The sequence below is a fragment of the Nonomuraea rosea genome, from assembly GCF_039539705.1.
In the GTDB taxonomy this organism is placed as follows: domain Bacteria; phylum Actinomycetota; class Actinomycetes; order Streptosporangiales; family Streptosporangiaceae; genus Nonomuraea; species Nonomuraea rosea.
Genome location: NZ_BAABDQ010000006.1, coordinates 256,624 through 276,745 on the forward strand (window position 1 = coordinate 256,624; position 20,122 = coordinate 276,745).

Annotated in this window: 18 protein-coding genes; 7 read left to right on the top strand and 11 right to left on the bottom strand. The window is 71.2% G+C overall.

Going from position 1 to position 20,122, the window contains the following annotated elements; genetic code table 11:
- Nucleotides 1-214: 214 nt before the first annotated feature.
- Nucleotides 215-1,474, bottom strand: a complete 1,260-nt coding sequence (locus tag ABEA43_RS17700; protein WP_345563226.1) for an MFS transporter — start codon at nt 1,472-1,474, stop codon at nt 215-217.
- A gap of 358 nt (nt 1,475-1,832) precedes the next feature.
- Between ABEA43_RS17700 and ABEA43_RS17705 the strand changes: the two genes are divergently transcribed.
- Both ABEA43_RS17705 and ABEA43_RS17710 read left to right on the top strand, forming a co-directional pair.
- Nucleotides 1,833-2,744: a hypothetical protein gene (locus tag ABEA43_RS17705; RefSeq protein ID WP_345563062.1), complete on the top strand. Its 912-nt coding sequence runs from the start codon at nt 1,833-1,835 to the stop codon at nt 2,742-2,744.
- Nucleotides 2,745-2,765: 21 nt separating this feature from the next.
- A complete protein-coding gene (locus tag ABEA43_RS17710; protein WP_345563064.1) occupies nt 2,766-3,137 on the top strand; it encodes a hypothetical protein in 372 nt (123 codons plus the stop codon).
- Here ABEA43_RS17710 and ABEA43_RS68195 read toward each other — a convergent pair.
- Both ABEA43_RS68195 and ABEA43_RS17715 read right to left on the bottom strand, forming a co-directional pair.
- The gene (locus ABEA43_RS68195; RefSeq protein ID WP_425570292.1) at nt 3,082-3,351 is read right to left on the bottom strand and encodes an SEC-C metal-binding domain-containing protein; all 270 of its coding nucleotides are present in this window, start codon (nt 3,349-3,351) and stop codon (nt 3,082-3,084) included. The two genes, ABEA43_RS17710 and ABEA43_RS68195, sit on opposite strands and share 56 nt — an antisense overlap.
- 144 nt (nt 3,352-3,495) lie before the next feature.
- Nucleotides 3,496-4,197: a class I SAM-dependent methyltransferase gene (locus tag ABEA43_RS17715; protein ID WP_345563065.1), complete on the bottom strand. Its 702-nt coding sequence runs from the start codon at nt 4,195-4,197 to the stop codon at nt 3,496-3,498.
- A 134-nt stretch (nt 4,198-4,331) separates the two neighbouring features.
- Between ABEA43_RS17715 and ABEA43_RS17720 the strand changes: the two genes are divergently transcribed.
- The 3 genes from ABEA43_RS17720 to ABEA43_RS17730 are packed head-to-tail and all read left to right on the top strand — an operon-like array spanning nt 4,332 to nt 8,184.
- Nucleotides 4,332-6,173, top strand: coding sequence for a serine/threonine protein kinase (locus tag ABEA43_RS17720; protein ID WP_345563066.1), 1,842 nt, complete (start codon nt 4,332-4,334; stop codon nt 6,171-6,173).
- A complete protein-coding gene (locus ABEA43_RS17725) occupies nt 6,170-7,744 on the top strand; it encodes a serine/threonine protein kinase (protein WP_345563067.1) in 1,575 nt (524 codons plus the stop codon). Before ABEA43_RS17720 ends, ABEA43_RS17725 begins: the two co-directional genes overlap by 4 nt.
- A gap of 23 nt (nt 7,745-7,767) precedes the next feature.
- Entirely contained in the window at nt 7,768-8,184 is a 417-nt protein-coding gene (locus ABEA43_RS17730; RefSeq protein ID WP_345563069.1) for a VOC family protein, read from the top strand.
- Between the two features lie 10 nt (nt 8,185-8,194).
- Here the strand turns inward: ABEA43_RS17730 and ABEA43_RS17735 are convergent, their stop codons facing one another.
- From ABEA43_RS17735 to ABEA43_RS17755, 5 genes are all read right to left on the bottom strand, one after another.
- The gene (locus ABEA43_RS17735; RefSeq protein WP_345563071.1) at nt 8,195-9,139 is read right to left on the bottom strand and encodes a hypothetical protein; all 945 of its coding nucleotides are present in this window, start codon (nt 9,137-9,139) and stop codon (nt 8,195-8,197) included.
- On the bottom strand, nt 9,136-11,562 hold the full coding sequence (locus tag ABEA43_RS17740) for an AAA family ATPase (RefSeq protein ID WP_345563073.1): 2,427 nt from the start codon (nt 11,560-11,562) through the stop codon (nt 9,136-9,138). The genes ABEA43_RS17735 and ABEA43_RS17740 overlap by 4 nt, the downstream gene beginning before the upstream one ends.
- Nucleotides 11,562-12,701, bottom strand: coding sequence for an exonuclease SbcCD subunit D (locus ABEA43_RS17745; protein ID WP_345563074.1), 1,140 nt, complete (start codon nt 12,699-12,701; stop codon nt 11,562-11,564). The genes ABEA43_RS17740 and ABEA43_RS17745 overlap by 1 nt, the downstream gene beginning before the upstream one ends.
- Before the next feature lie 13 nt (nt 12,702-12,714).
- Nucleotides 12,715-14,472, bottom strand: a complete 1,758-nt coding sequence (locus tag ABEA43_RS17750; protein WP_345563075.1) for an ATP-binding protein — start codon at nt 14,470-14,472, stop codon at nt 12,715-12,717.
- Nucleotides 14,473-14,538: 66 nt separating this feature from the next.
- On the bottom strand, nt 14,539-15,378 hold the full coding sequence (locus ABEA43_RS17755) for an SDR family oxidoreductase (RefSeq protein WP_345563077.1): 840 nt from the start codon (nt 15,376-15,378) through the stop codon (nt 14,539-14,541).
- A 55-nt stretch (nt 15,379-15,433) separates the two neighbouring features.
- On the opposite strand from ABEA43_RS17755, the gene ABEA43_RS17760 reads away from it, so the two are divergent.
- Nucleotides 15,434-16,588 carry an ERCC4 domain-containing protein gene (locus ABEA43_RS17760; RefSeq protein ID WP_345563078.1) on the top strand — a complete coding sequence of 385 codons (1,155 nt, stop codon included), beginning with the start codon at nt 15,434-15,436 and terminating at the stop codon, nt 16,586-16,588.
- Between the two features lie 26 nt (nt 16,589-16,614).
- Here the strand turns inward: ABEA43_RS17760 and ABEA43_RS17765 are convergent, their stop codons facing one another.
- A complete protein-coding gene (locus ABEA43_RS17765; RefSeq protein ID WP_345563080.1) occupies nt 16,615-16,791 on the bottom strand; it encodes a hypothetical protein in 177 nt (58 codons plus the stop codon).
- Between the two features lie 576 nt (nt 16,792-17,367).
- Here ABEA43_RS17765 and ABEA43_RS17770 point away from each other — a divergent pair.
- Nucleotides 17,368-18,141, top strand: coding sequence for an SEL1-like repeat protein (locus tag ABEA43_RS17770; protein ID WP_345563081.1), 774 nt, complete (start codon nt 17,368-17,370; stop codon nt 18,139-18,141).
- Between the two features lie 211 nt (nt 18,142-18,352).
- On the opposite strand, the gene ABEA43_RS17775 is transcribed toward ABEA43_RS17770, so the two are convergent.
- On the bottom strand, nt 18,353-19,117 hold the full coding sequence (locus ABEA43_RS17775; RefSeq protein ID WP_345563083.1) for an SDR family NAD(P)-dependent oxidoreductase: 765 nt from the start codon (nt 19,115-19,117) through the stop codon (nt 18,353-18,355).
- Nucleotides 19,118-19,128: 11 nt separating this feature from the next.
- Entirely contained in the window at nt 19,129-20,115 is a 987-nt protein-coding gene (locus tag ABEA43_RS17780; protein ID WP_345563085.1) for an AraC-like ligand-binding domain-containing protein, read from the bottom strand.
- Between the last annotated feature and the right edge of the window lie 7 nt (nt 20,116-20,122).

The window sequence follows — 20,122 nt, forward strand, 5'->3', positions numbered from 1 at the left end:
GTCGGCGTACCCTCAAGATCGTTGCGATCCCGAAAGGAACGATCAGCTATAAATCGGCACTTCCCTGGCTTGGGCAACGCCAATGCCTCAAAAGCTCCAAACCTTCTCGACCACTCTTTTGGGGCATGAGGTTGGCCGGCTACCTGGTCGCGCTGAGGGCCTGATGCCAGGAGCCCGACTGATCACGTCTCACTCGACCTTGGCGGGCGTGCTGTCAGACGTTCGCTGAATCAACGTCTCGCTTTGCCGTTCCGCCTGCGGGGCGAGCGTCGCGGATGCGCCATACCGGGGGTAATGCGAGGGTGACGGCGCTGACGAGGACGGCCACGACTGCGGTGGCGGCCAGTACGGAACCGGTGCCGAACGCGGTCGCCGCCGGACCGGCCAGCCCCATGCCGAGCGGTGCGGCCACGAGCGCGCCGAGCGAGGTCACGGAGGTCGCGCGGGCGACGAAGCTCTCGGGGACGTTGCGCTGGATGGCGGTGGTCTGGAGCACGTTGTAGACGACCAGTTGCAGGCCGGCCCCGATGCCCGCCAGCATCAGCTGCCAGACGTCGGCGGGGAGCGCGAGCAGGGCGGGGAGCGGCACCGTCAGCAGCGCGAACGCCACTGCCGCGGCCATGGGACGGGAGGGCCGCCAGCGGGCGCTGACGAAACCTCCGGCGAGACCCCCGACCGCGTACGAGATGCCGATCGCCGACCAGGCCGGAGCTCCACCGAGGTGCTGGTCCGCGACGTAGGGGCCGAGGATCAGCATCGGGGAGATCACGAGCAGGTTGACGAGTGCGACGTGGCTGATCCAGATCCACAGCCACGGCCGCCGCCGCACCTCCGCGAGCCCGCCGCCGATGCTCGCCAGGAGCCCGCCGTGCGACTGGGGCCGCTCCTCCGCGACGGCTCGGGGAAGCCGGTAGAGGAAGGCCGCGCTCACGAGGAACGTCAGTGCGTCGATCAGTACGGCCCAGCCCGGCCCGACCAGAGCCACCAGCGCCCCGGCCGCGCCCAGTGCGAGCATCGACGCGGTGCTCCGGGAGATGGAGATGAGGGAATTGGCCGCTTGCAGCCGCTCCTGGCCGGCCAGCGAGGCGATCAGCCCCACTGCGGCTGGGTTGAAGAAGGCGGATCCCGCTCCTGCGGCGAGTTGCAGGAGCACCAGCATCCAGACCTGCGCTGTGCCCGTGAGCAGCAGCGCCGCCGTGACGCCGTGGGCCACGAATCGGGCGGTGTCGGCGAGCAGCATGACGGTCCTGCGCGAGAAGCGGTCGCCGATCGCGCCGCCGAGGAGGGTCAGGGCGATGATGGGGAGGCGGGTGCTCAGCACCACGATCCCGAGGTCGATCGGGGATCCCGTGAGGTGCAGCACGGCGAAGGCCATGGCGAGGGGTGTGAGGGAGTCTCCGAACGCGGATGCCGTCTGGCCCCAGAAGTAGCGACGGAAGCCCCGGGCCGCCAAGGGCGAGAACATCATCGCCATGGAGCTCACAGGCTGGGCCGCCTTCCGTCGACTGAGTGGGGGATGGTGGGTGGGCGAATGGTTCGGTGGGTGGGTGGTTCTGTGCCCGGTGGGTCGTGGCGGGGTGGGTGGTGGCCGGGTGGTTCGTGGAGTGGGCTGGTGATCCGTGGCCACCTTGCCAGGGCCCACCGACAATTTGCGGTGTGCGAGCAGCCCTGGTTGATGGGCTGCCCCCCGGGCGGGTTCCAGCCCCTCGACTCGGAGGCATGACCGTGCCGGGCGGGAGATCGCCGAAGGTGCCCGCCCCCTGAGCAACTCTTGGGCGATCTGGATATCGTTCGACGAAAAAACAGTCACTCTTCGAACTCACTGTGTAACAATGAGTGCCATGCCGTCCCCTCCCCATGACGCCCTCGTCCAGATGTTCGCCGACCGCCCCCAGCTCGCGGTGGACATCCTGCGCGACCGGCTGGGCGTCCAGCTTCCTGTCACCTCGCAGATCCAGGCGGAGGAACGCACCTTCAACACCCGCAACTCGGACGACATTGAGGTCGACCTGCTTTTCACCATGGGGCCGAAGCAGGATCCGGCCCACGCCATCATCGTGGAGGCCCAGCAAGGCACGGCCAAGGACCCCAAGCAACTGGCCCGGTACGCCGCCGCGGTCTGGCTGATGTTGAGCTGCGACGTGTCGGTTCTGGTCGTCTGCCCTGATGCCGCGGCCGCCACCCGTTACTCGCGGCCGATTCAGTCCGGGCTTACCGGCTACCTCCTGCATGCCCATGTGCTGGGGCCGCACGGTGTCCCTGCCATTACCGACCCTCAGGAGGCCGCTGCCGCACTGGGGCTTGCGGCCATGTCCGTCATGGTCCACGGCCGCGACCGCAAAGTGTCCGAAGCGTTCACCACGGCGTTGAAGGGCGTCCCTGTTGAACACGCTACGAAGTACTATGAATACGCGTACAGCATGGCCGCGCCTGAGATCCGGCGCCTCTTGGAGGAGATCATGACGTCTACGCAGTGGCCGGTCTACAGCCCCTTCGCCCGCGAACACTTCGGCCGCGGACTCAAGGAAGGCGAAGCCAGAGGTGAAGCCAAGGGCGAGGCCAAGGGCGAGGCCAGGGTGGTACTGCTGGTGCTGGCCGCTCGCGATCTGCACGTCCCGGACGACATCCGCGACCGCATAATCTCCTGCACCGACCTCACCCAGCTCGAAACCTGGGCCACCCGTGCGGCCACCGCCCAGAGTGTCCACGATCTGTTCGACGAAACGGGCGAACAGCACCCTTAACGTCCAGGATCGCCCACTGCGATGGCCGATGATCAGTCCGCCGCTCTGTCCACATTGCGCGAACGGACGATCGCGGCCCTCCCATACAGCATGGCCGCGCCTGAGATCCGGCGCCTCTTGGAGGAGATCATGACGTCTACGCAGTGGCCGGTCTACAGCCCCATGGCTCGCGAACACTACGGCCGCGGACTCAAGGAAGGCGAGGCCAGAGGGGCAGCCAGAGTGCTGCTGCGGCTGATACTGGCCGTTCGCGATCTGCACGTCCCGGACGACATCCGCGACCGCATACGCTCCTGCACCGACCTCACCCAGCTCGAAACCTGGGCCACCCGTGCGGTCACCGCCCAGAGTGTCCACGATCTGTTCGACGAAACGGGCGAACAGCACCCCTAGTGCTCAGCGCGAGAGCCGACGATCGGTCCGCTGCTCTGTCCGCGTTGCGCGAACGGATGGTCACTGCCCTCCCAGTACACACCGGCCTCAGCGGTCGCGGACGTAGTAGTGGCTGAGGGTGTCGTCGTACCGGCCGGTTGTGCGGCAGCAGCGGCGGAAAGCGCCGTCCTGAGCCGCAGGGGCACGGGTCGTTGCCGCCGAGCTTCTCGATCAGCTCCTTGTCGTGGCCGACGCGCCGGTCGCCGCGTTTGACGTGGGTCTCGCTAGAGGGAACCCCCGGCGGCGTTTGCTGGTCGGCTCAAAAGGACATCTCGTCGCGGTCCATGGCGGTCCTCCTCGGGTCCGTGGTCAACGGGGCTCACGGTAGACCGTGTTCGCGCGGCGGCGCGATCGCTTTTCCCGCCGTCCGCGTGTAGTGGGAGTCGACTGCGGCCTGGCCGGTGTAGTTGGGGCCGGCCTGGTCGTCCGCGCCCAGGTAGCGGTACGGGAGATCGACGGTGCCGCTGCCGAGCCGGCTGATCCTGCGGGCACGCCCGTCGTACGCCAGACCCTGCGCGCGCAGGGCGGCGGTCAGGGGGCGGCCTGCCGGGGTGCCGTTCTCCAGGCGGATGCTGCGGGCGTCGAAGTTCGCGACGAAGAGGCCGCCCGCAGAGAGCCAGCCGGTGATCCTCGCCAGGGCGGCCAGTTTGTCGCCCACGTAGTGCAGGCCGTGTACGCAGGTGATGAGGTCGAAGCCCGCCTGCTCCGGCGTCCAGGTGGTGATCGAGCCGGTGAACAGGCTCAGCTGCGGCGGCCTCGGCGGCCAGGCGAAGAAGTCCACCAGGTCCACGCCGATGATCTCGGCGTCGTCGCCCAGGAGGGTGGTGGCCTCGTTGAGGGCGTTCGCCGTGCCGCAGCACAGGTCGAGCCAGCGCGCCGGTCTGTTCGGCGCGGCGCGGAGCAGGGCGATGATGTCAATGCCGAGCTCGCGGTCGTAGCTGGGGAGGCGGCGTTCGCGGTTCATGAGGCTGTTGGCCACGATGGGTGACTCTTCCAGCTCGTCATCCGTGGTCAGGGACACGGCTTCCTCCTTGCCGACCTGCCGGGGCGATGGGCGGAAGGTTTCCTACGGCTGGGTAACTTCACCACAAATCCGGAAATGAGTCGCTATCGTACGTAAAGATCCACCGCACCCGTCTCAGGAGTCACTCTCTCATGGCGCATGTCGAACCGCTGCGGGAGGACGATCCGACAGCGGTAGGGAAATACCGATTGCTCGGCCGCCTCGGCGCGGGCGGCCAGGGCGTCGTGTATCTCGGGCAGGGGCCTGAGGGGCGGCCGGTCGCGGTCAAGGTGCTGCGGGACAGCGCGGGGTTCGACGACCGGTTCGCCAAGGAGATCGAGGCGGCTCGGCGGGTGGAACCGTTCTGCATCGCGCAGGTGCTGGACGCGTCGCTGGGGCGGCAGTCGTACATCGTGACCGAGTACGTGGAAGGGCCCTCGCTGCAACAGGCGGGCCGCCACACGGGGGCTGACCTGCAGCGACTGGCCGTCGCCACCGCCACCGCGCTGGCCGCCATCCATCAGGCGGGGGTCGTGCACCGGGACTTCAAGCCCGCGAACGTCCTGCTCGGTCCCGGCGGGCCCCGCGTGATCGACTTCGGCATCGCCAAGGCTACGGACGCAGTCGCCACGGTGACGAGCAGCATCGTCGGTACGCCCGCGTACATGGCTCCCGAGCAGCTCGCCGGGGAGGGTGTGGGGCCGGCGGCGGATGTGTTCGCCTGGGCTTCTGTCATGGTGTGGGCTGGTACGGAGACGCCGCCGTTCGGGCACGACACGTTGCCGGCGATCATCAACCGCATCCTGCACAATGAGCCGCAGCTCGGCGACCTGCCGCATCCGTTGCGGTCGATCGTGTACGACTGCCTGGCCAAGGATCCGCGTGCGCGGCCGGCGATGCGGGACGTGCTTCTGCGGTTGCTGGGCGGGACTGGTGGGGCCGGTGGGACTGATCCGGCACCTCGGGCGGCCCAAGGGGCGGCGTCGGGGCAGGGGTCAGGGCAGCGGTTTATGCCCGGCCAAGGACCGGGGCAGGGGTCGGGGCTCAGCTCGGGGCCCGGCTCAGGGCATGGGGCTATGCCAGGCCAAGGATCGGTGCCGGTGTCCGGGGCCGGGTGGATGCCGGGCCAAGGGCCGCTGCCAGCACATGGGCCGATGCCGTCCCACGGGCCGGTGCCGAATCATGGGTCAGGGCCACAGCAGGGGCCAGTGCCGAATTTCGGGCCGGGGTCGCAGCAGGGGCCGATGGCACACGGGCCGATGGCGCCTCGTGGGCCGTTTCCGGGGCAGGGGCCATTTCCCGGGCAAGGGCCGAGGCCTGGCCAGGGGTCGAGGGCGAGTGGGGCCAGGTCGATCGGCATCCCCGTGGCCGCCGGTGTGGCGGGTGTCGTCGTGACGGCCCTCGTAGGCGGTGTCGTCTGGCTCGCCCCCTGGTCGGAGGATCCGACGTCCGCCTCCCTGGCCGACTCGTCCCCGAGCCCGTCCGCGCAGGTCACGCAGCGGCCCACCACGACGTCGACCCAGCAAAAGCCCACCAGGAAACCTGCGAAGAAGGTCACCCCGAAGCCCACGCGGAAGACCACGTCCCCGACGACGCAGCCCACGCCCACCCGTACCACCACGAGTGCGGCGCCCACCCCCACCCGCACCACCAAGAAGCCGGTCACCAGCGCCAGGCTCAGCATCCTCGCCATCGACCTGTCCGGCGGTCCCGGCAAGAGCGACTCAAGCAGCTGCTACATGCCTCCCGTGCACTTCCAGACCTCCGTGGAGTCCTCCAAGCAGGGCATTTGGGTGTCCTACGTGTGGCAGGTGGACGGCAAGGCCGTCGCCCGCAACAGGTCGTGGGTGCCGGAGGACGCTTACACGGCGTTCGCGACCTCGGGGCAGTACATGCTCAAGACCGGCCATCACACCGTCACCCTGCGCGTCACCTCGCCCGCCGTGGTGAGCAAGAGCGTCTCGATCGACATCTGTGCCATGGAGACCTGGTGACCCTGGACGCGATCGGCCCCTACCGGGTCGTCAGGCAGATCGGCGAGGGCGGCCAAGGGGTCGTGTACCTCGGCGAGGCTCCCGACGGCACGCCGGTCGCCATCAAGGTGCTGCGCGACGGCGTGACCGGTGACGGCCGGTTCGCCAAGGAGATCGCCGCCGCGCGGCGGGTGGAGCCGTTCTGCATCGCGCAGGTGCTGGACGCGTCCCTGGGCGCGCGGCCGTACATCGTGACGGAGTATGTCGAAGGGCCCTCCCTCATGCAGGCCGGCCGCCACGCGGGGGCTGATCTGCAGCGGCTGGCCGTGGCCACCGCCACCGCGCTCGTCGCCATCCACCGGGCCGGCGTCGTCCATCGCGACTTCAAGCCCGCGAACGTCCTGCTCGGACGCGACGGGCCGCGCGTCATCGACTTCGGCATCGCCCGCGCCATGGACGACGCGGTCACCCGTACCAGCAGCATTGTGGGGACGCCCGCGTACATGGCGCCCGAGCAGTTCGCGGGCGCGCCCGTCGGGCCCGCGTCGGATGTCTTCGCGTGGGCGTCCGTCATGGTGTACGCGGCTGCCGGCACCCCGCCGTTCGGGAACGACTCGCTGGTGGCGGTGCTGAGGAGGATCCAGTACGACGAGCCCAGGCTCGGCGAGGTGCCCGAGCCGCTGCGCTCGATCGTGTACGCCTGCCTGGCCAAGGACCCGCAGGCCCGCCCCGCCATGCAGGACGTGCTCTTCCGGCTCATCGGCGGCCCGGCCCCGGCGACGCATGGCGAACCCGCCCAGGCGGCTCCCCGGCATGCGGGCCCACCGGCCGGTCCAACACCCCCAGCAAACCAAGGCACCCCAGGTCCAGGTGGTCCAAGCGGTCCGGGCCCGGGTCCGGGTCCGGGTCCGGTGAGGGGGCGGCGGCGGGCTGGAGCGGCGGATGTCCGCTCCGGCGCCACCCACGCGTCCGCCCGCAACCGCCACCTCCCCGCCCTCCTGGCCGGCGGAGCCGCAGTCGCCGTGACCGGCGTCCTGGTCACCGCCTGGATCTTGCTGCCCATACCCCCCGGCGAGCCCGACACCGCCGCCATCGTCACAACCTCGAAGGCCGAGACCTCCGCCCCGGTGACCGGCGCGAAGGAGTCCGCGCGGGCCCTGCAACCGACCTCCCGCCCGCAAGGCAGCGAAACGCCCGGCAGAACCCCGAGCCCCACCGTTTCCACCACGCGCCCCACCACGGCACCCACCGCGACGAAGAAGCCCACCACCGCCAAGCCGAGCGCGACCTCGGGCGGAGGCGGCGTGAAGTCGGTGTCGTTCACCTACGAGGGCATCAGGATCGGCGACTGCTGGCGCTACGACATGAACATCTGGGCCAAGGTCTCGGCCACCGGCACCTACAGCTACCGCTGGCTCCTCAACGGCCAGAACCAGGGCAGGGAGCAGGGCACCTCGTCCTCCAAGCCCCTGCTCCCGTCCATCGTCTGGAAGAAGGCCGGGACCTACAGCGTAGTGTTCGAGGTGATCACACCGACGAGCAGCCGGAAGAGCGTCACAGTGAAGATCTGCGACTTCGACGAAGGCTGGTAGAAGCCCTGACGAGAGGAAACCCTATGACGATCCCCCGATTCCATCTGGCCATGCCCGTGGACGACCTCGACGCGGCTCGTCACTTCTACGGCGACCTCATCGGCTGCGCTCAGGGCCGCAGCTCCGACACCTGGATCGACTGGAACCTGCACGGCCACCAGTTCGTCACCCACCTGGCCCCCGCCCGCCCGCAGCAGGCGCACAACCCGGTGGACGGCCACGACGTCCCGATCCCCCATTTCGGACTTATCCTGACAATTCCGGAATTTCATAAACTGGCGGACCGGTTCCGCGACGCGGGCACCGCGTTCGTCATCGAGCCGTACCTGCGCTTCGAGGGGCTCCCCGGCGAGCAGTGGACGATGTTCCTGCTCGACCCGGCGGGCAACGCCCTGGAGTTCAAGGCGTTCGCCGACGACGCACAGGTGTTCGCGGTCTGACCCTCCGGGGTCATCCCTGCGCGGCGGTGCGCAACGCGCGGTACAGCAGCCGCGAATCCCCCAGATGGTGCCGCAGCAGCTTCTCCAGGCCGCCGATCGGGACCAGGTTCTGCGGCGCGCGCGGGTCCTTGTAGTCCACCCCGGCCAGCGGCGGCAGGGCGAGCGTGACCGCGTCCGCCAGCCGTACCGCCTGCGCCGGGTCCAGCTCCGCGCTGGCCTCGCAGCGTGCGACGCCCGCCCACGGGGCGGACGACTGGACCGGGAGCCGCACATACCAGGCGTGCCGCCGCCAGCTCGTGCCCATCAGGAACACCGGCGTACGCTGCCCGGGCGTCAGCGCGCCCACCACCGCGGACTGCGGCGCCGGCAGGTAGGCCGTGTGGTGGGTCTTGATGTAGCCGACCGTGCGCGGCAGGTGCGAACGCCCGCGCAACGGCCCGTCCACCAGCAGCAGGTCGTCGGACTCAGACCGGTGCTTGACCGCGAGGTCCACTTCGAGCTGGGTGACCTGGCGCTGCAGCGCCAGGGACAGCTCCTCGAAGCTGGCGTCCGCGGCCTTGCTCGGCTGGTACGTGGCATGCGCCGTCTTCACCTCAGGCGTGTACGGCGAAGCCGAGATCATCGCCCGGTTCACCTCGATCGCCGCCAGATCGGCGCCATCCGCCCCGCACCGCACGATCCCGGCCGCGTACGAGGCCGCGATCCCCGGCACCGGCATGGGCGCGTCGGGGTCGTGCACCCACACGCGGGCATCGATCCTGCGCACCCCGTCGATGACCAGCAGCGTACGCGGCGCCTCGGCGTCGGGCCCCGGCGTGACGGGCTTCCAGTCGGCGGCCGGGCGCTCGATGTCCAGCACCAGCTCGGCGCTGGTCGTGCCCAGCTCGGAGATCGCCTCGACGGCGAGGGCGGCGGCGTAGCCCGGGTCCCACGGGTCGACGGTGAAGCCTGTCAAATGCCTGCCTTCCGAACATGAGAGCCTTTGGCGTCACGCTTGACCTCGAAGCGTACCGGCACCCGGTCCGCCAGCGCCGGTACGTGGGTGACGACGCCGATCATGCGTTCCTGGCCGGCGGCGAGCCGTTCGAGCGTGGTGGCGACGGTGTCCAGCGTGGCGGGGTCGAGGGTGCCGAAGCCCTCGTCGAGGAAGATCGAGTCGAGCCCCCTGGCGACGGCCCCGGACAGCGCCAGGGCCAGCGCGAGCGCGGCCTGGAAGGTCTCGCCGCCGGACAGCGTACGGGCGCTGCGCCGCATCCCCGCCTCGCCGAAGTCGATGACCTCGATGTCGCCGGTCCTGTCGCTGAGCGCCAGCTCGTACTGGCCGTCGGACAGCTCGCGCAGTGTCTCCGATGCGCCGGCGACCAGGATGGCCAGGGCCTCGGCGCAGAGCCAGCGTTCGAAGGCGTTGGCGCGCAGCCGCAGGGCCAGCTCGTGGGCCACCTTCGCCGCGTGCTCCTTCTCGGTCACCACCTCGGCCAGCTCGGCGGCGCGCTTGCGGTCTTCCCTGACGCGCTCCAGCGCGCCCTCCACCTTGGCGGCCGTCCCGGCGACGGCGGCTCCGAGCTGGTCGGGCGACGCGCCGCGCGGGGGCACGATGCCGTGCTCGGCCAGGCGTTCGCCGAGCTTGCGGCGTTCGCCGTCGAGCCTGGCGCCGGCCTGGGCGAGCTCCTCCTCACGCGCGGCCAGCGCGGCGCGGCCGGCCTCCGCGGCCTGGTCCCGCCAGCCGAGCAGCGCGGTCCAGGCGCGGTGCAGGTCCTCCCTGGTGAGGGGCGGCGGCGGCTCCTCGTGGGCGCCGGACACGAGGAGCCGGTCGCGGGTGGTCTCCAGGGTGCGCCAGGCGGTCTGGGCCTGCCGTTCGATCTGCTGAACGTCGTTACGCGCCCGCTCCAGCCTGCCCCTGGCGGCGCGTACGGCGGTCCGCGCCTGGGCGGCGACCTCGTCGGCCTTGGCGATGGCGGCCAGCCGGCCCTCGATCCCGGCCCGGTCACCGGGCGCGGGCAGCGCGGCCAGCTCGGCCTCCAGCCGGGTGGCCCGCTCGGCCAGCATCGCCGCCGACGTCTCGGCCTTGGCCTGGGCGGACCTGCCGCGCACGGCCCGTTCGCGGGCTCCGGCCAGGGCGCGATCGGCTGCTTCCAGATCGGCCGGCTCGGCGCCCCCATGCTCGGGCAGCTCCGAGACGCCGCGCAGGCAGACCGGGCACGGCTCCCCCACGCTCAGCCGCTGGGCGAGGTCGGCGGCGGCGTGGGCGTCGCGCAGCCGTTCGCGCTCGCTCTCGGCGGCGACCAGCGCCTGCTCGGCGGCGGCGACCCGGGAGAGGAGGTCCTCCAGGGCCGCGGCCTCCGATGTGGCGGCGGTCCTGGCGGCGGCGGCCTCGCCCGTCAGCCGTTCGCGGGCGTCCAGCGCGGCCAGCGCCGCCATCGGCTCCGCGCGGTCGCCCAGCGCGGCCCGCGCCTCGTACGCCTCGTGGTCGTCGGCCTCCAGCGAGGCCACCTCGCCGCTCAGCCCGTCGAGCGACTCGGCGGCGGCCCGACCGGCCGAGGCCAGCGTCGGCACCGCGGCCGGCATGCGCAGCGACGACAGCACCGACTGCCGCTCGGCCACCGACGCGCGCTCCTGCTCGGCCCGCCGGATGTCGCCCTCGCGGGCCCGCAGCAGGTCGAGGTCGGTGTCGATGCCCTGCGCCAGCCGCCGCAGCGCCGCCAGCCGCTCGGACAGCTCCCGTTCGGCCTCCTCCGACGCGCCCGACAGCCGGGCGAGCTGGTCGCGGGCGAACGAGGCGGCCTGCTTGGCGCTCTCCTCCTCGCGGGCGGCCTGCTGCCTGATCAGCTCGTACACGTCGGCGTCGAGGAGCTGCACCAGCAGGTCCTGCCGCTCGCGCGGCGCGGCGTGCAGGAACTCCGCGAACCGCCCCTGCGGCAGCACCACGCATTGGGTGAAGAACTTGTACTCCAGGCCGGTCACCCGCTGCACCTCGGGGGTGACGTTCTCGCCCTCCGCGAGGGGTTTGACCACCGCCTCGTACGCCTCTTCGAGCGGCGCCGCGGGGTCGAGCTCGTCGATCCTGGCCTCTTTGGTACGCACCGAGCCCTTGGCGTCGCGGACCATGGACCGCACCACGCCGTAGCGCCGCCCATCGCTCTCGAACACCAGCGCCACCTTGCCCGAGCTGGCCGAGGGCGCCAGGGCGTGGGCGATGACGTTCTCCTTGCCCCAGCGGGGCACGGTGCCGTACAGGGCGAAGCAGATCGCGTCGATGATCGTGCTCTTGCCCGCGCCGGTCGGGCCGACGAGCGCGAAATACTCGATGTCGGAGAAGTCCACGCTCACCGGCTCGCGGAAGCTCCCGAAGTGGTCGAGGTGCAGCAGCAGGGGACGCATCAGCTCGTCACCTCGTCGTAGAGCCGGTCGAACAGGTCGGCCACCTGATCGTCGTGGCGTCCGGTCGCGGTGAGGTATTCGCGGAACAGCTCGCGCGGGCTGCGCCCGGCCGTTCCGCCCTTCCGCGTGGCGGGCACCGGCCGGAACCGTTCGTCCAGCATGACGTCCACGGACCCGGGCAGCAGGTCCCGGACGTCGTCGGCCAGCCCGACCCGGGGTTTCTCCTCCACGATCACCTTGAGCCAGTCGTCGCCCGGCTCCAGCGCCTGCAGCTCCTCCAGCGTGCCGCGCACCGTGCGCAGCTTGCGCGCCGAGCCGAACGTCAGCTCCTCCACCACCGCCGGCCGTCCCGGCGTGACCTCGATCAGCAGCGCGCCGGGGGTGTTGCCCTCCTCGCCGAAGTCGACGGCGATGGGCGAGCCGCTGTACCAGATCGGGCAGGGGCCCGGGATCTGCTGGCGGCGGTGCAGGTGGCCGAGTGCGGCGTACTGGGTGGTGGGCGGGAAGGCGGTCGGCTCGAAGTAGTAGGAGAAGATCGACTGCGCCTCGCGCTCGCCGCCGCCGAACGCGCCGCCCGGCAGGGTCCCGTGCGTGGTGACCAGGTTGACGGTGTCGCTCTGGAAGCCTTCGGTCAGCGCGCCCATCAGCTCGGAGATGCGGGCGGCGTAGTCGCGGTTGTGCTCGGCGGCGGTGCCGGTCAGCACCTCCGCGGCGCGTACGACGTACCTGTGCGAGAGGAACGGCAGCACGGCCAGCCGCACCGGCTCGCCCGAGCGCGCGGTGAACGCCAGCGTGCCGCCCGCGTCCGGACGCCGGAACGCGCCGACGACGTGCAGGCCGAGCTTGCCGAGCACCGGCCGGTAGACCTCCAGCAGCTGCGGGTTGTCGTGGTTGCCCGCCAGCACCACCACGTCGCGGCCGTCGCCGCGCAGGGCCATGAGGGCGTTGAGCACCAGCGACTGGGCCTCGGGCGTGGGCGCGGTGGTGTCGAACAGGTCGCCCGCCACGATGACCGCGTCCACGTCGTGCGTGCGCGCGGCGGTGTAGAGCTCGCGCAGCACGGCGCGGTGCTCCTCGATGCGGGGGCGGCCCTTGAGCACCTTGCCCACGTGCCAGTCCGCGGTGTGCAGGATCTTCACGGAACCCCCTGGGTCAGAACGGCGGGATGTCTTCTTCGACGCCGGGCAGGCCCTGGAACGGGTCGGCCCCGGCCTTGACCGGCTGGGCCGCCGCCTCCGACGGCCGGGTCGCCCAGGCGGGGAACGGGAACGCCACGGCCAGCGGCACCGGGATCTCCGGCTGGGCCACGAACATGGTGCCCGGCTTGGCGATCGTGGCGCGTTCCCTGACGGCCGGGGGCAGCCAGCCGTACTCGGACCTGGCGGCCTCGGCCGGGTCGAGGCGGCCCGCGACGCGTACGGCGCTGTTGGAGACGATGCGGCGCTCCACCTCGGAGGCGGTCTGCTGGGCGCCGATGAGGATCACGCCGAGGGAGCGGCCGCGTTCGGCCACGTCCAGCAGGATCTCCTTGATCGGGGAGTCGCCCTCGCGGGGCGCGTACTTGTTCAGCTCGTCGAGCACCACGAAGAGCAGCGGCCTGGCCGTGCCCGAGGACTCCTTGCGGTGGAACTCGCCGCGCAGCACCACGCCCACCACGAACCGCTGCGCCCGCTCCGGCAGATTGTGCAGGTCGACGATGGTGACCTGGGCGTCGGAGGTCTTGACCGAGTGGTTGCGGTAGAACGGCAGGTCGCCGCGGACGATCGGCGACAGCGCGCGCACGGCGCTGCGCAGCCTGCGCAGGAACGCGTTGACGGTGCCCAGCGGGGTCTGCGAGCCGGTCCACTGCTGGCGGGTGGCCTCGTCCTGCAGCTGGTCGGACAGCAACTCGACCAGGTCGGAGAAGGTACGGCAGGCCGTGCCCTGCACCATGACCGCGCCGCCGTCGCCGACGGGCTCCGCCCACGCGTTCAGCCGGGCCGCGACCTGCCCCACGAGCAGCGAGTATCCGGCCCGCTCGTCATCGGCGTCGGCGAAGACGAACCGCAGCAGCTCCTCCTCGCAGAACTCGGTCAGCGTCCAGAAGAACGAGCTCACCCCCTGAGTACGCGCGGAGACGTGCGGCACCCCGTTCGGGTCGCCCGGCCGCGGCGGGGCGAAGACATGGACGCTGCCGAACGGCTTCGCGGGCAGCCCCAGCCTGGCGTAGGCGTCCCGCGCCTTGTCGTCGAGCCGGAGGTTGTCGTGGTCGAGGAAGAGCAGGTCCTCGCCCTTGACGGAGAAGATCAGGGCCTTGGTGTTGGCCGCCTCGCCCTCCAGCACGCCCGAGTTGAAGATCGAGTACAGCAGGAACGTGGCGAACGACGTCTTGGTGGCCACGCCCGAAACGCCAGAGATCGACACATGCGCGCCGCGGGTGCCATCGAGGAAGTCGAAGTTGGCGTACAGCGGCTGGCCGTCGCGTCCCATGCCGATCGGGATCCGCCGGTCCATCACGTCGAAGTAGAGCGCCTGGTCGCGGTCGCCCGCGGTGGCCAGGAACACCTTCGAGCCCGGCAGCGGCGGCACGAACACCTCGGGCTCCACCCGGGTCACCCGCACCTCGGCCACCTCGACCACGGCCGCGGGCAGCGCGCCTTCGGCGATGAGGAACACGTCGGAGTCGTACGCGGCGCCCTCGTGCCTGGCCTCCACGGTCGTCACCACGCCCGCGACCAGCACGGGACCGTATCCCGGCACGTCGCGCCTGGTCACCACCACGTCGTCGAGCTGGACGACCTTGCCCGGCTCCAGCCCGACCCAGAACGACAGCGGCGAGGCCGCCTGCGTCCCGAGTACGCGGCCGACCGCCTCACCGGTTACTTCTGCCTGAGCAGTGACCTCCCGGCTCGCCGCCCCGTTGACCGTCACGAATCCCTCCGCCCCCACGCATGCCCGTCAATTGGAGCGTAGTGGCGGTCGGGGTGTGCGTCCGGCTCATTCGCGTGAGAGCAGCTCTCCGAGTGTGGTGGCGGGGTGCCCGGTGAGGGCCTCGATCGCGTCGCTGACGCCGTCCAGCTCGCCGGCGGCCATCGCGAGATACGTGGACACCCAGGCCTCGACCTGCCAGCCGGGGGCGTCGTAGCGGCGGCGCGACTCGTACGCCTCTTCGAGGGTCTCGTCGTGGTAGGTGACCTCCCGCCCGGTGACCTCGCTCAACGTGGCGGCCACCTCGTGCAGCGTCAGCGCCTGCGGGCCGGTGAGGTCGTAGGTGGCGCCTTCGTGCGCGCCCGGGTCGAGCAGCACCGCGACGGCCGCGTCCGCGATGTCGTCCTGCGCCACGGCCGCGACCCGCCCGTCGCCCGCCGGGCCCCTGATCACGCCGTCGTCGCCGGCCATGCCGGGCAGGAAGTCGGCGTACAGGTTGTCGCGCAGGAAGGTGAAGGGCAGGCCGCTGTCCCTGATGTGCTGCTCGGTGGCCCAGTGGTCGCGCGCCAGCGTGAACGTGGCCTGCGGGGCGGCGCCGAAGAAGGAGATGTAGACCAGGTGCGCGACGCCGGCGTCACGGGCGGCGGCCACGAACGTGCGGTGCCGGTCGAGGCGGTCGGCGCTCTCGGACGCGGACACGAACAGCACGGTCGAGGCCCCCTCCAGCGCCCGCCGCACCGACTCGAAGTCGCCGTAGTCGGCGCTGACGACATGCGCACCGGCGGGCAGTGGGGCGAGGTGGGCGGCTTGCCGGGAGACGAGCCGCTGCTCCACACCGGCGTCCGCGAGCCGGGCGGCGACCCGGCCACCGAGCCGGCCGCTCGCGCCCGTGGTGACGATGAAGGCCATGGAGCCACCCTATTGCGATCGTGAACTGTCGGCCCGGTGCCGTAGGGTTCCGCGCATGTTCGGCTCGCTCCGGCTTCGTCCGCTGCGGATCGGGCTCGTGGCCGTGCTGCTGATGGGCGGTCTGGGAGCCAGCGTGTCCATCGTCCCCAAAGGCGTGATCTGCGCTTTCGCCGGTGACTCGATCTCCTGCGGCGACCCGGAGCTCGAAGCGCAGCTGAGGGCCCGGGCGTTCGATGCCGCCGAGGCGCGGGCCGCCGGTTGCCGGCCGCTCGGCCCGGACTCCACCCAGGCCGAGCCCGAGTCCGCCCCCGCCTCTCCCGTACGCACTCCCGACCCGGTCGTGGCCGCCCGGGTCAACGGGGCCTGGGAGCGGATCGAACGACGGCTGGGCGCCCCGATTCCGAGCACGGGCGTGGTCTGGCGGTCGTCGCCGCCGTCGCCGATGAGGTCGGTTGCGAAGGCGACGACGAGGTGGGCCATCGGGTCTGGGCGACGATCCGCAGCCACGCGCGCTCATAGGTTCGTTCGGCCGTGCCCGGCGTGGTTCCACGCCGGGCGGCGCGGGCCGTCGTCACACTGGATGGATGATCAAGGGAGCAGGCCGGCGCGGCTCCGGCCGGGACTGGCGGCCGGCGTCGTGAGCGAGCTGTCCGTCCTGGTCAGCAGCGGCGAGCGGTACGCCTACCGCTTCTCCCGGCAGCAGGTCGACACCGTCCGACGGCGGCTGGCCTGTGGCGACTACGCCATCGAGGCCGGCGGGTGGGTTCAGGCCGCCGTCGAACGCAAGAGCCTGCCCGACCTGGTCGCGAGCCTGCTCGACAGCCGCCTGGGAGATCAGCTCGCCGAGCTGGCCGCGCTTCCGCACGCCGCGGTGGTGGTCGAGGATCGCTACTCCCAGGTCTTCAAGCTCGACCACGTACGCCCGGCCGTGGTGGCGGACGGGATCGCCGAGCTCCAGGTGGCCTTCCCCGTGGTGCCCATCGTGTTCTGCGAGACCCGGCAGCTGGCCGAGGAGTGGACCTACCGGTTCCTCGCCGCCGCCTACGCGGTCGCGGACCACACCGAGCGGCCGCCGGCCGAGCCGACCACCGCCGAGGTCAGGAGGTGGGCCCGTGAGCACGGCTTCGAGGTGCCGGACCGGGGGCGGCTGGGGCGCGTCGTCCTGACGGCCTATCACCACGCCCATGAAGGGGATCCCGACCCGGTGTGAGCGGGGCGGCCAGCGTGGTGACGTGGCTATGGGTCGAGTCTGCTGAGCAGCTTGGGCAGGGCCGCCAGAGTCGCCCCGCCTGCGGCGCCGCCGCTGAGCAGGGCGCTCGGCCATTGCGCTCCGGCGGCCAGGACGAGCGCGCAGGTGATCGCGGCGATCATGATCGTCATCGTGAGGGTGAGCAGCTGACGGGTGGTGAACATGGGTCCTCTTTCTTCATGTGGTCGTCGGCCCAGAAGTCGATGAGCTCTTCGGGGGTGAGGCCGTCGGGGCGTACGGCGGGCGGCGTGCGTCCTGTCGCGAGCACCCAGGTCGTCAAGAGCGTGACCAGCAGTTGCTCGTCTGCCAGACAGGGAGCGTCGGCGCAGTACGCGATGCTTGACGGGCGAGCCGTGAGTAACGGCATGGGGTGGTGGCCTCCAGGAGCGCAGTGGTGAATGCGGCCAACCCTGTGGCTGCGGGATGGCGGCCGGCCAGCGCTCCAAACGTGTTCGGACAGAGCCGTATAAGTCCGGAAATGAACTGCCGGAACATAAGCCCTCCGGAATCTTCCGGCTTCTTCCGGATCTATCCGCCAATGGGCCGACAAATAGGCACGAAAACCCAGCTAGCCGCCCGAAGTGATACCGAGCGCGATTCTGTGGCGGATGAGCCGATGATCAGCTGGAGTGGCCGCTGTGACCGGATGAGATGGAATCCCGGAAGTGTCAAGAATCGCGAGTCTTCTTCTGGAAATATGGCGGCACGACACAGTTGACCTTCCGACGCCACCAAGGACGATGACTGACACTCTCAGGGCCGGAGCCAATTCCGCCTTCATCGCTGCGCTCATAGAGCTGCGGGTATCAGCCGGCCAGCCGAGCTATTCCCAGATGCAACGGTTGTCCCGCGTGCCGGGCACCCCCAAGGAACTGCCTGGGAGCACGGTCAGCGACATACTCAACGGCAAGCGGGAACGCCTGCCCGACTGGGGACTGGTCGTCTCCTTCGTGATGGTCTGCCGGCGATACGCCGAGCTGACCGGCCTGCCCACGGACGCCCTCGGCACCGTGGAGCAGTGGCAGGCCCGCTGGCGCGCCGCCAGGAACGAGCAGCCCCGGCCGCACGCCACCGGCTCGTACGATCTCTACCAGACGCCCGCCGAGGAGGCCGAGCGGCGTACCACCAGGACGGTCGCGCGCCTGGTCCGCCTGGCCGGCGACGGCGACGCCGAGTCCGCCTACCGTCTGGCGATCATCCATCTGCTGACGGACGACGCTGCTCAGGCCCGCTACTGGGTCCACGCTGCGATCCAGCAACGCCATCCGGACGCCGAAGCCTTCTCCAGGGACCCGAGCCCCATCGAGTTCGCGGCGAACCTGTCCTTCGCCTACGGCCAGGCGTACGAGCAGGAGGGGCCGGCCAAGCTCGACATCGCCAGGTTCTACTACCGGCTCGCCGCCGACCGCGGCCATCCCCACGCGGCCGAACGTCTCCGGATCCTGCGCGCCGTCCCGTTCAGCAAGCCGCTCCCCGCACCCGTCACCACCGAGCACAGGCCCGGAGCGAGCTGACCCCCGGCGACACCGCCAATGAACGCCTGGGCCACGCCGGCCGGTGCCGGTCGGGCCCCAGGCCACGGGGCCGGTGCGGTCGGGCGCCTCAACCGGGCTGGTTCAGCGCCTCCGTGCATTGCCTGAGCAGCCGGACGAGTTCGAGCCGCTGCTGTTCCGGCAGCTCGCCGACCATGGTCTCCTCGACCGCGCGCACGGACCAGCCGCCGCGCTAGATGCTCATCCCGCCGTCCACCGCCACCGTGCTCCCGGTCACGAACGAGCTGTCGTCCGCCGCCAGGAACAGCACCGACCGCGCGATCTCCGCCGGTGACGCGTGCCGTCCGAGCGGGATGTGCGCCTCGAAGAGCCGCGCCGCCTCCTCCGGCGGGGCGCCTGTGGCGGCGGTCTCGACCGCGCGCTGGAAGTCGTTGTCCACCGGTCCTGGATGGATGGTGTTCACCCTGATCCCCCGATGCGCCACCTCTTTGGCGATCGTCCGCATCAGCCCGACCTGAGCGTGTTTGGCCGTCGCGTACGCCGTGATCCCCGCGTCCGAGGTCAGCCCGACGACGCTGGAGGTGATGATCACGCTGCCGCCGTCCGACATGACCGGGATGGCGTGCTTGCACACCAGGAAGGCCCCGCGCACGTGGACGGCCAGCACCCGGTCGAACACCTCGTCGGGATAGGAGACCACCGGGGCCACGGCGCCGAAGACGCCCGCGTTGCTGAAGACGACGTCGAGCCGCCCGTACGCGGCGATCGTGGCCGCCACGGCCGCCGCCACCTGACCGGCGTCCGTGACGTCGGCGACGGCATACTCCGCGCCGAGCTCCCCCGCCGCCTCGGCGAGCGCGGGCTCCTTCAGGCCGCTCAGCATGACGGCGGCCCCTTCGCGGACGAACAGCCGCGCGGTGGCCCGGCCGATGCTGCCGTCCGCGCCGGTGACGAACGCCACCTTTCCCGCCAGACGCCCCGTGCCCGACAGTCCCATGCACAGCATGATCAGGGGACGGCCCCGGCCGCGTCTTGCCCGGGAGCGCACACTGTTTGCCCGGTACGGCACTCCCGCGGCGAGTGCCCGTACACGGCCTTGAACAGGCGGCTGAAGTGGGCGGCGTTCACGAAGCCCCAGCGGGCCGCGACCGTGCTGACCGAGCGGTCGCGCAGGAGCGGGTCGAGCAGGTCGCGGCGGCAACGGCTCAGCCGGCGCTCGCGGATCCACACCGAGACGCTGGTGCCCTCGTTGTGGAACAGCTTGTGCAGGTAGCGCGTCGAGATGTGGTGCGCGGCGGCGATCGCGGCCGGGTCGAGCAGCGGGTCGCCGAGCCTGGCCTCGATGAACGTGGTGATCCGCAGGAACAGCGCGCCCGACGGATCGGGGGCGCGCACGTCGAGCCGGTCGGCGAGCGCGGTGCTCAGCAGGTCGAGCACGTTGGCCGCCAGCCGCACCCCGCCCCGCTCCTCCAGCTCTTCCAGGTCGTCCCCCATCCGCAGCAGGAACGGGCTGATCAGCGCGCCCAGGCCGCTCGTGCCGGAGATCGCGGTCGCCGTGATCCGCTCGATGGCGCGCGGGCGCAGCGCCAGCATCGGCCGCGGGAAGATGAGCACGAGGAGGCGGGCCGGGGAGTCGAAGGCCAGCGTGTACGGCCTGCTGGTGTCGTACACCGCGAAGTCGCCCGGCCCGAGGAGGGCCTGCCGGCCGTCCTGCGACAGCACGCCGCTGCCGCGGACGAGCAGCCCCAGCTTGTAGTAGTCGGCGGGGTGGGCGGAGATCAGCCGCCTGGTGCGGTGCGCGGCGTGCGCGTCGGTGTCGACGTCGAAGATGCCGAGCGGCCCCAGCGTCCCCCCGCGCAGCCGCCCGCTGAAGGCCCCGCTCGCCTCGGCCGGAAAGGACGCCGCGAGCGGCACGAACGCGTCCGACACGACGCTGCGCCAGAACTCGCGTCGCTCGGCGCGCGGCACGTCGTCGGTGCGCGCAAGATACGACATGTCTCAG

Coding starts and splice junctions, on each gene's coding strand:
- ABEA43_RS17700 (WP_345563226.1), bottom strand. CDS start 1,474: ATGGCGATGATGTTCTCGCCCTTGGCGGCCCGGGGCTTCCGTCGCTAC.
- ABEA43_RS17765 (WP_345563080.1), bottom strand. CDS start 16,791: ATGTTCACCACCCGTCAGCTGCTCACCCTCACGATGACGATCATGATC.
- ABEA43_RS17770 (WP_345563081.1), top strand. CDS start 17,368: ATGACTGACACTCTCAGGGCCGGAGCCAATTCCGCCTTCATCGCTGCG.
- ABEA43_RS17710 (WP_345563064.1), top strand. CDS start 2,766: ATGGCCGATGATCAGTCCGCCGCTCTGTCCACATTGCGCGAACGGACG.
- ABEA43_RS17720 (WP_345563066.1), top strand. CDS start 4,332: ATGGCGCATGTCGAACCGCTGCGGGAGGACGATCCGACAGCGGTAGGG.
- ABEA43_RS17780 (WP_345563085.1), bottom strand. CDS start 20,115: ATGTCGTATCTTGCGCGCACCGACGACGTGCCGCGCGCCGAGCGACGC.
- ABEA43_RS17775 (WP_345563083.1), bottom strand. CDS start 19,117: ATGGGACTGTCGGGCACGGGGCGTCTGGCGGGAAAGGTGGCGTTCGTC.
- ABEA43_RS17760 (WP_345563078.1), top strand. CDS start 15,434: ATGTTCGGCTCGCTCCGGCTTCGTCCGCTGCGGATCGGGCTCGTGGCC.
- ABEA43_RS17740 (WP_345563073.1), bottom strand. CDS start 11,562: ATGCGTCCCCTGCTGCTGCACCTCGACCACTTCGGGAGCTTCCGCGAG.
- ABEA43_RS17730 (WP_345563069.1), top strand. CDS start 7,768: ATGACGATCCCCCGATTCCATCTGGCCATGCCCGTGGACGACCTCGAC.
- ABEA43_RS17755 (WP_345563077.1), bottom strand. CDS start 15,378: ATGGCCTTCATCGTCACCACGGGCGCGAGCGGCCGGCTCGGTGGCCGG.
- ABEA43_RS17705 (WP_345563062.1), top strand. CDS start 1,833: ATGAGTGCCATGCCGTCCCCTCCCCATGACGCCCTCGTCCAGATGTTC.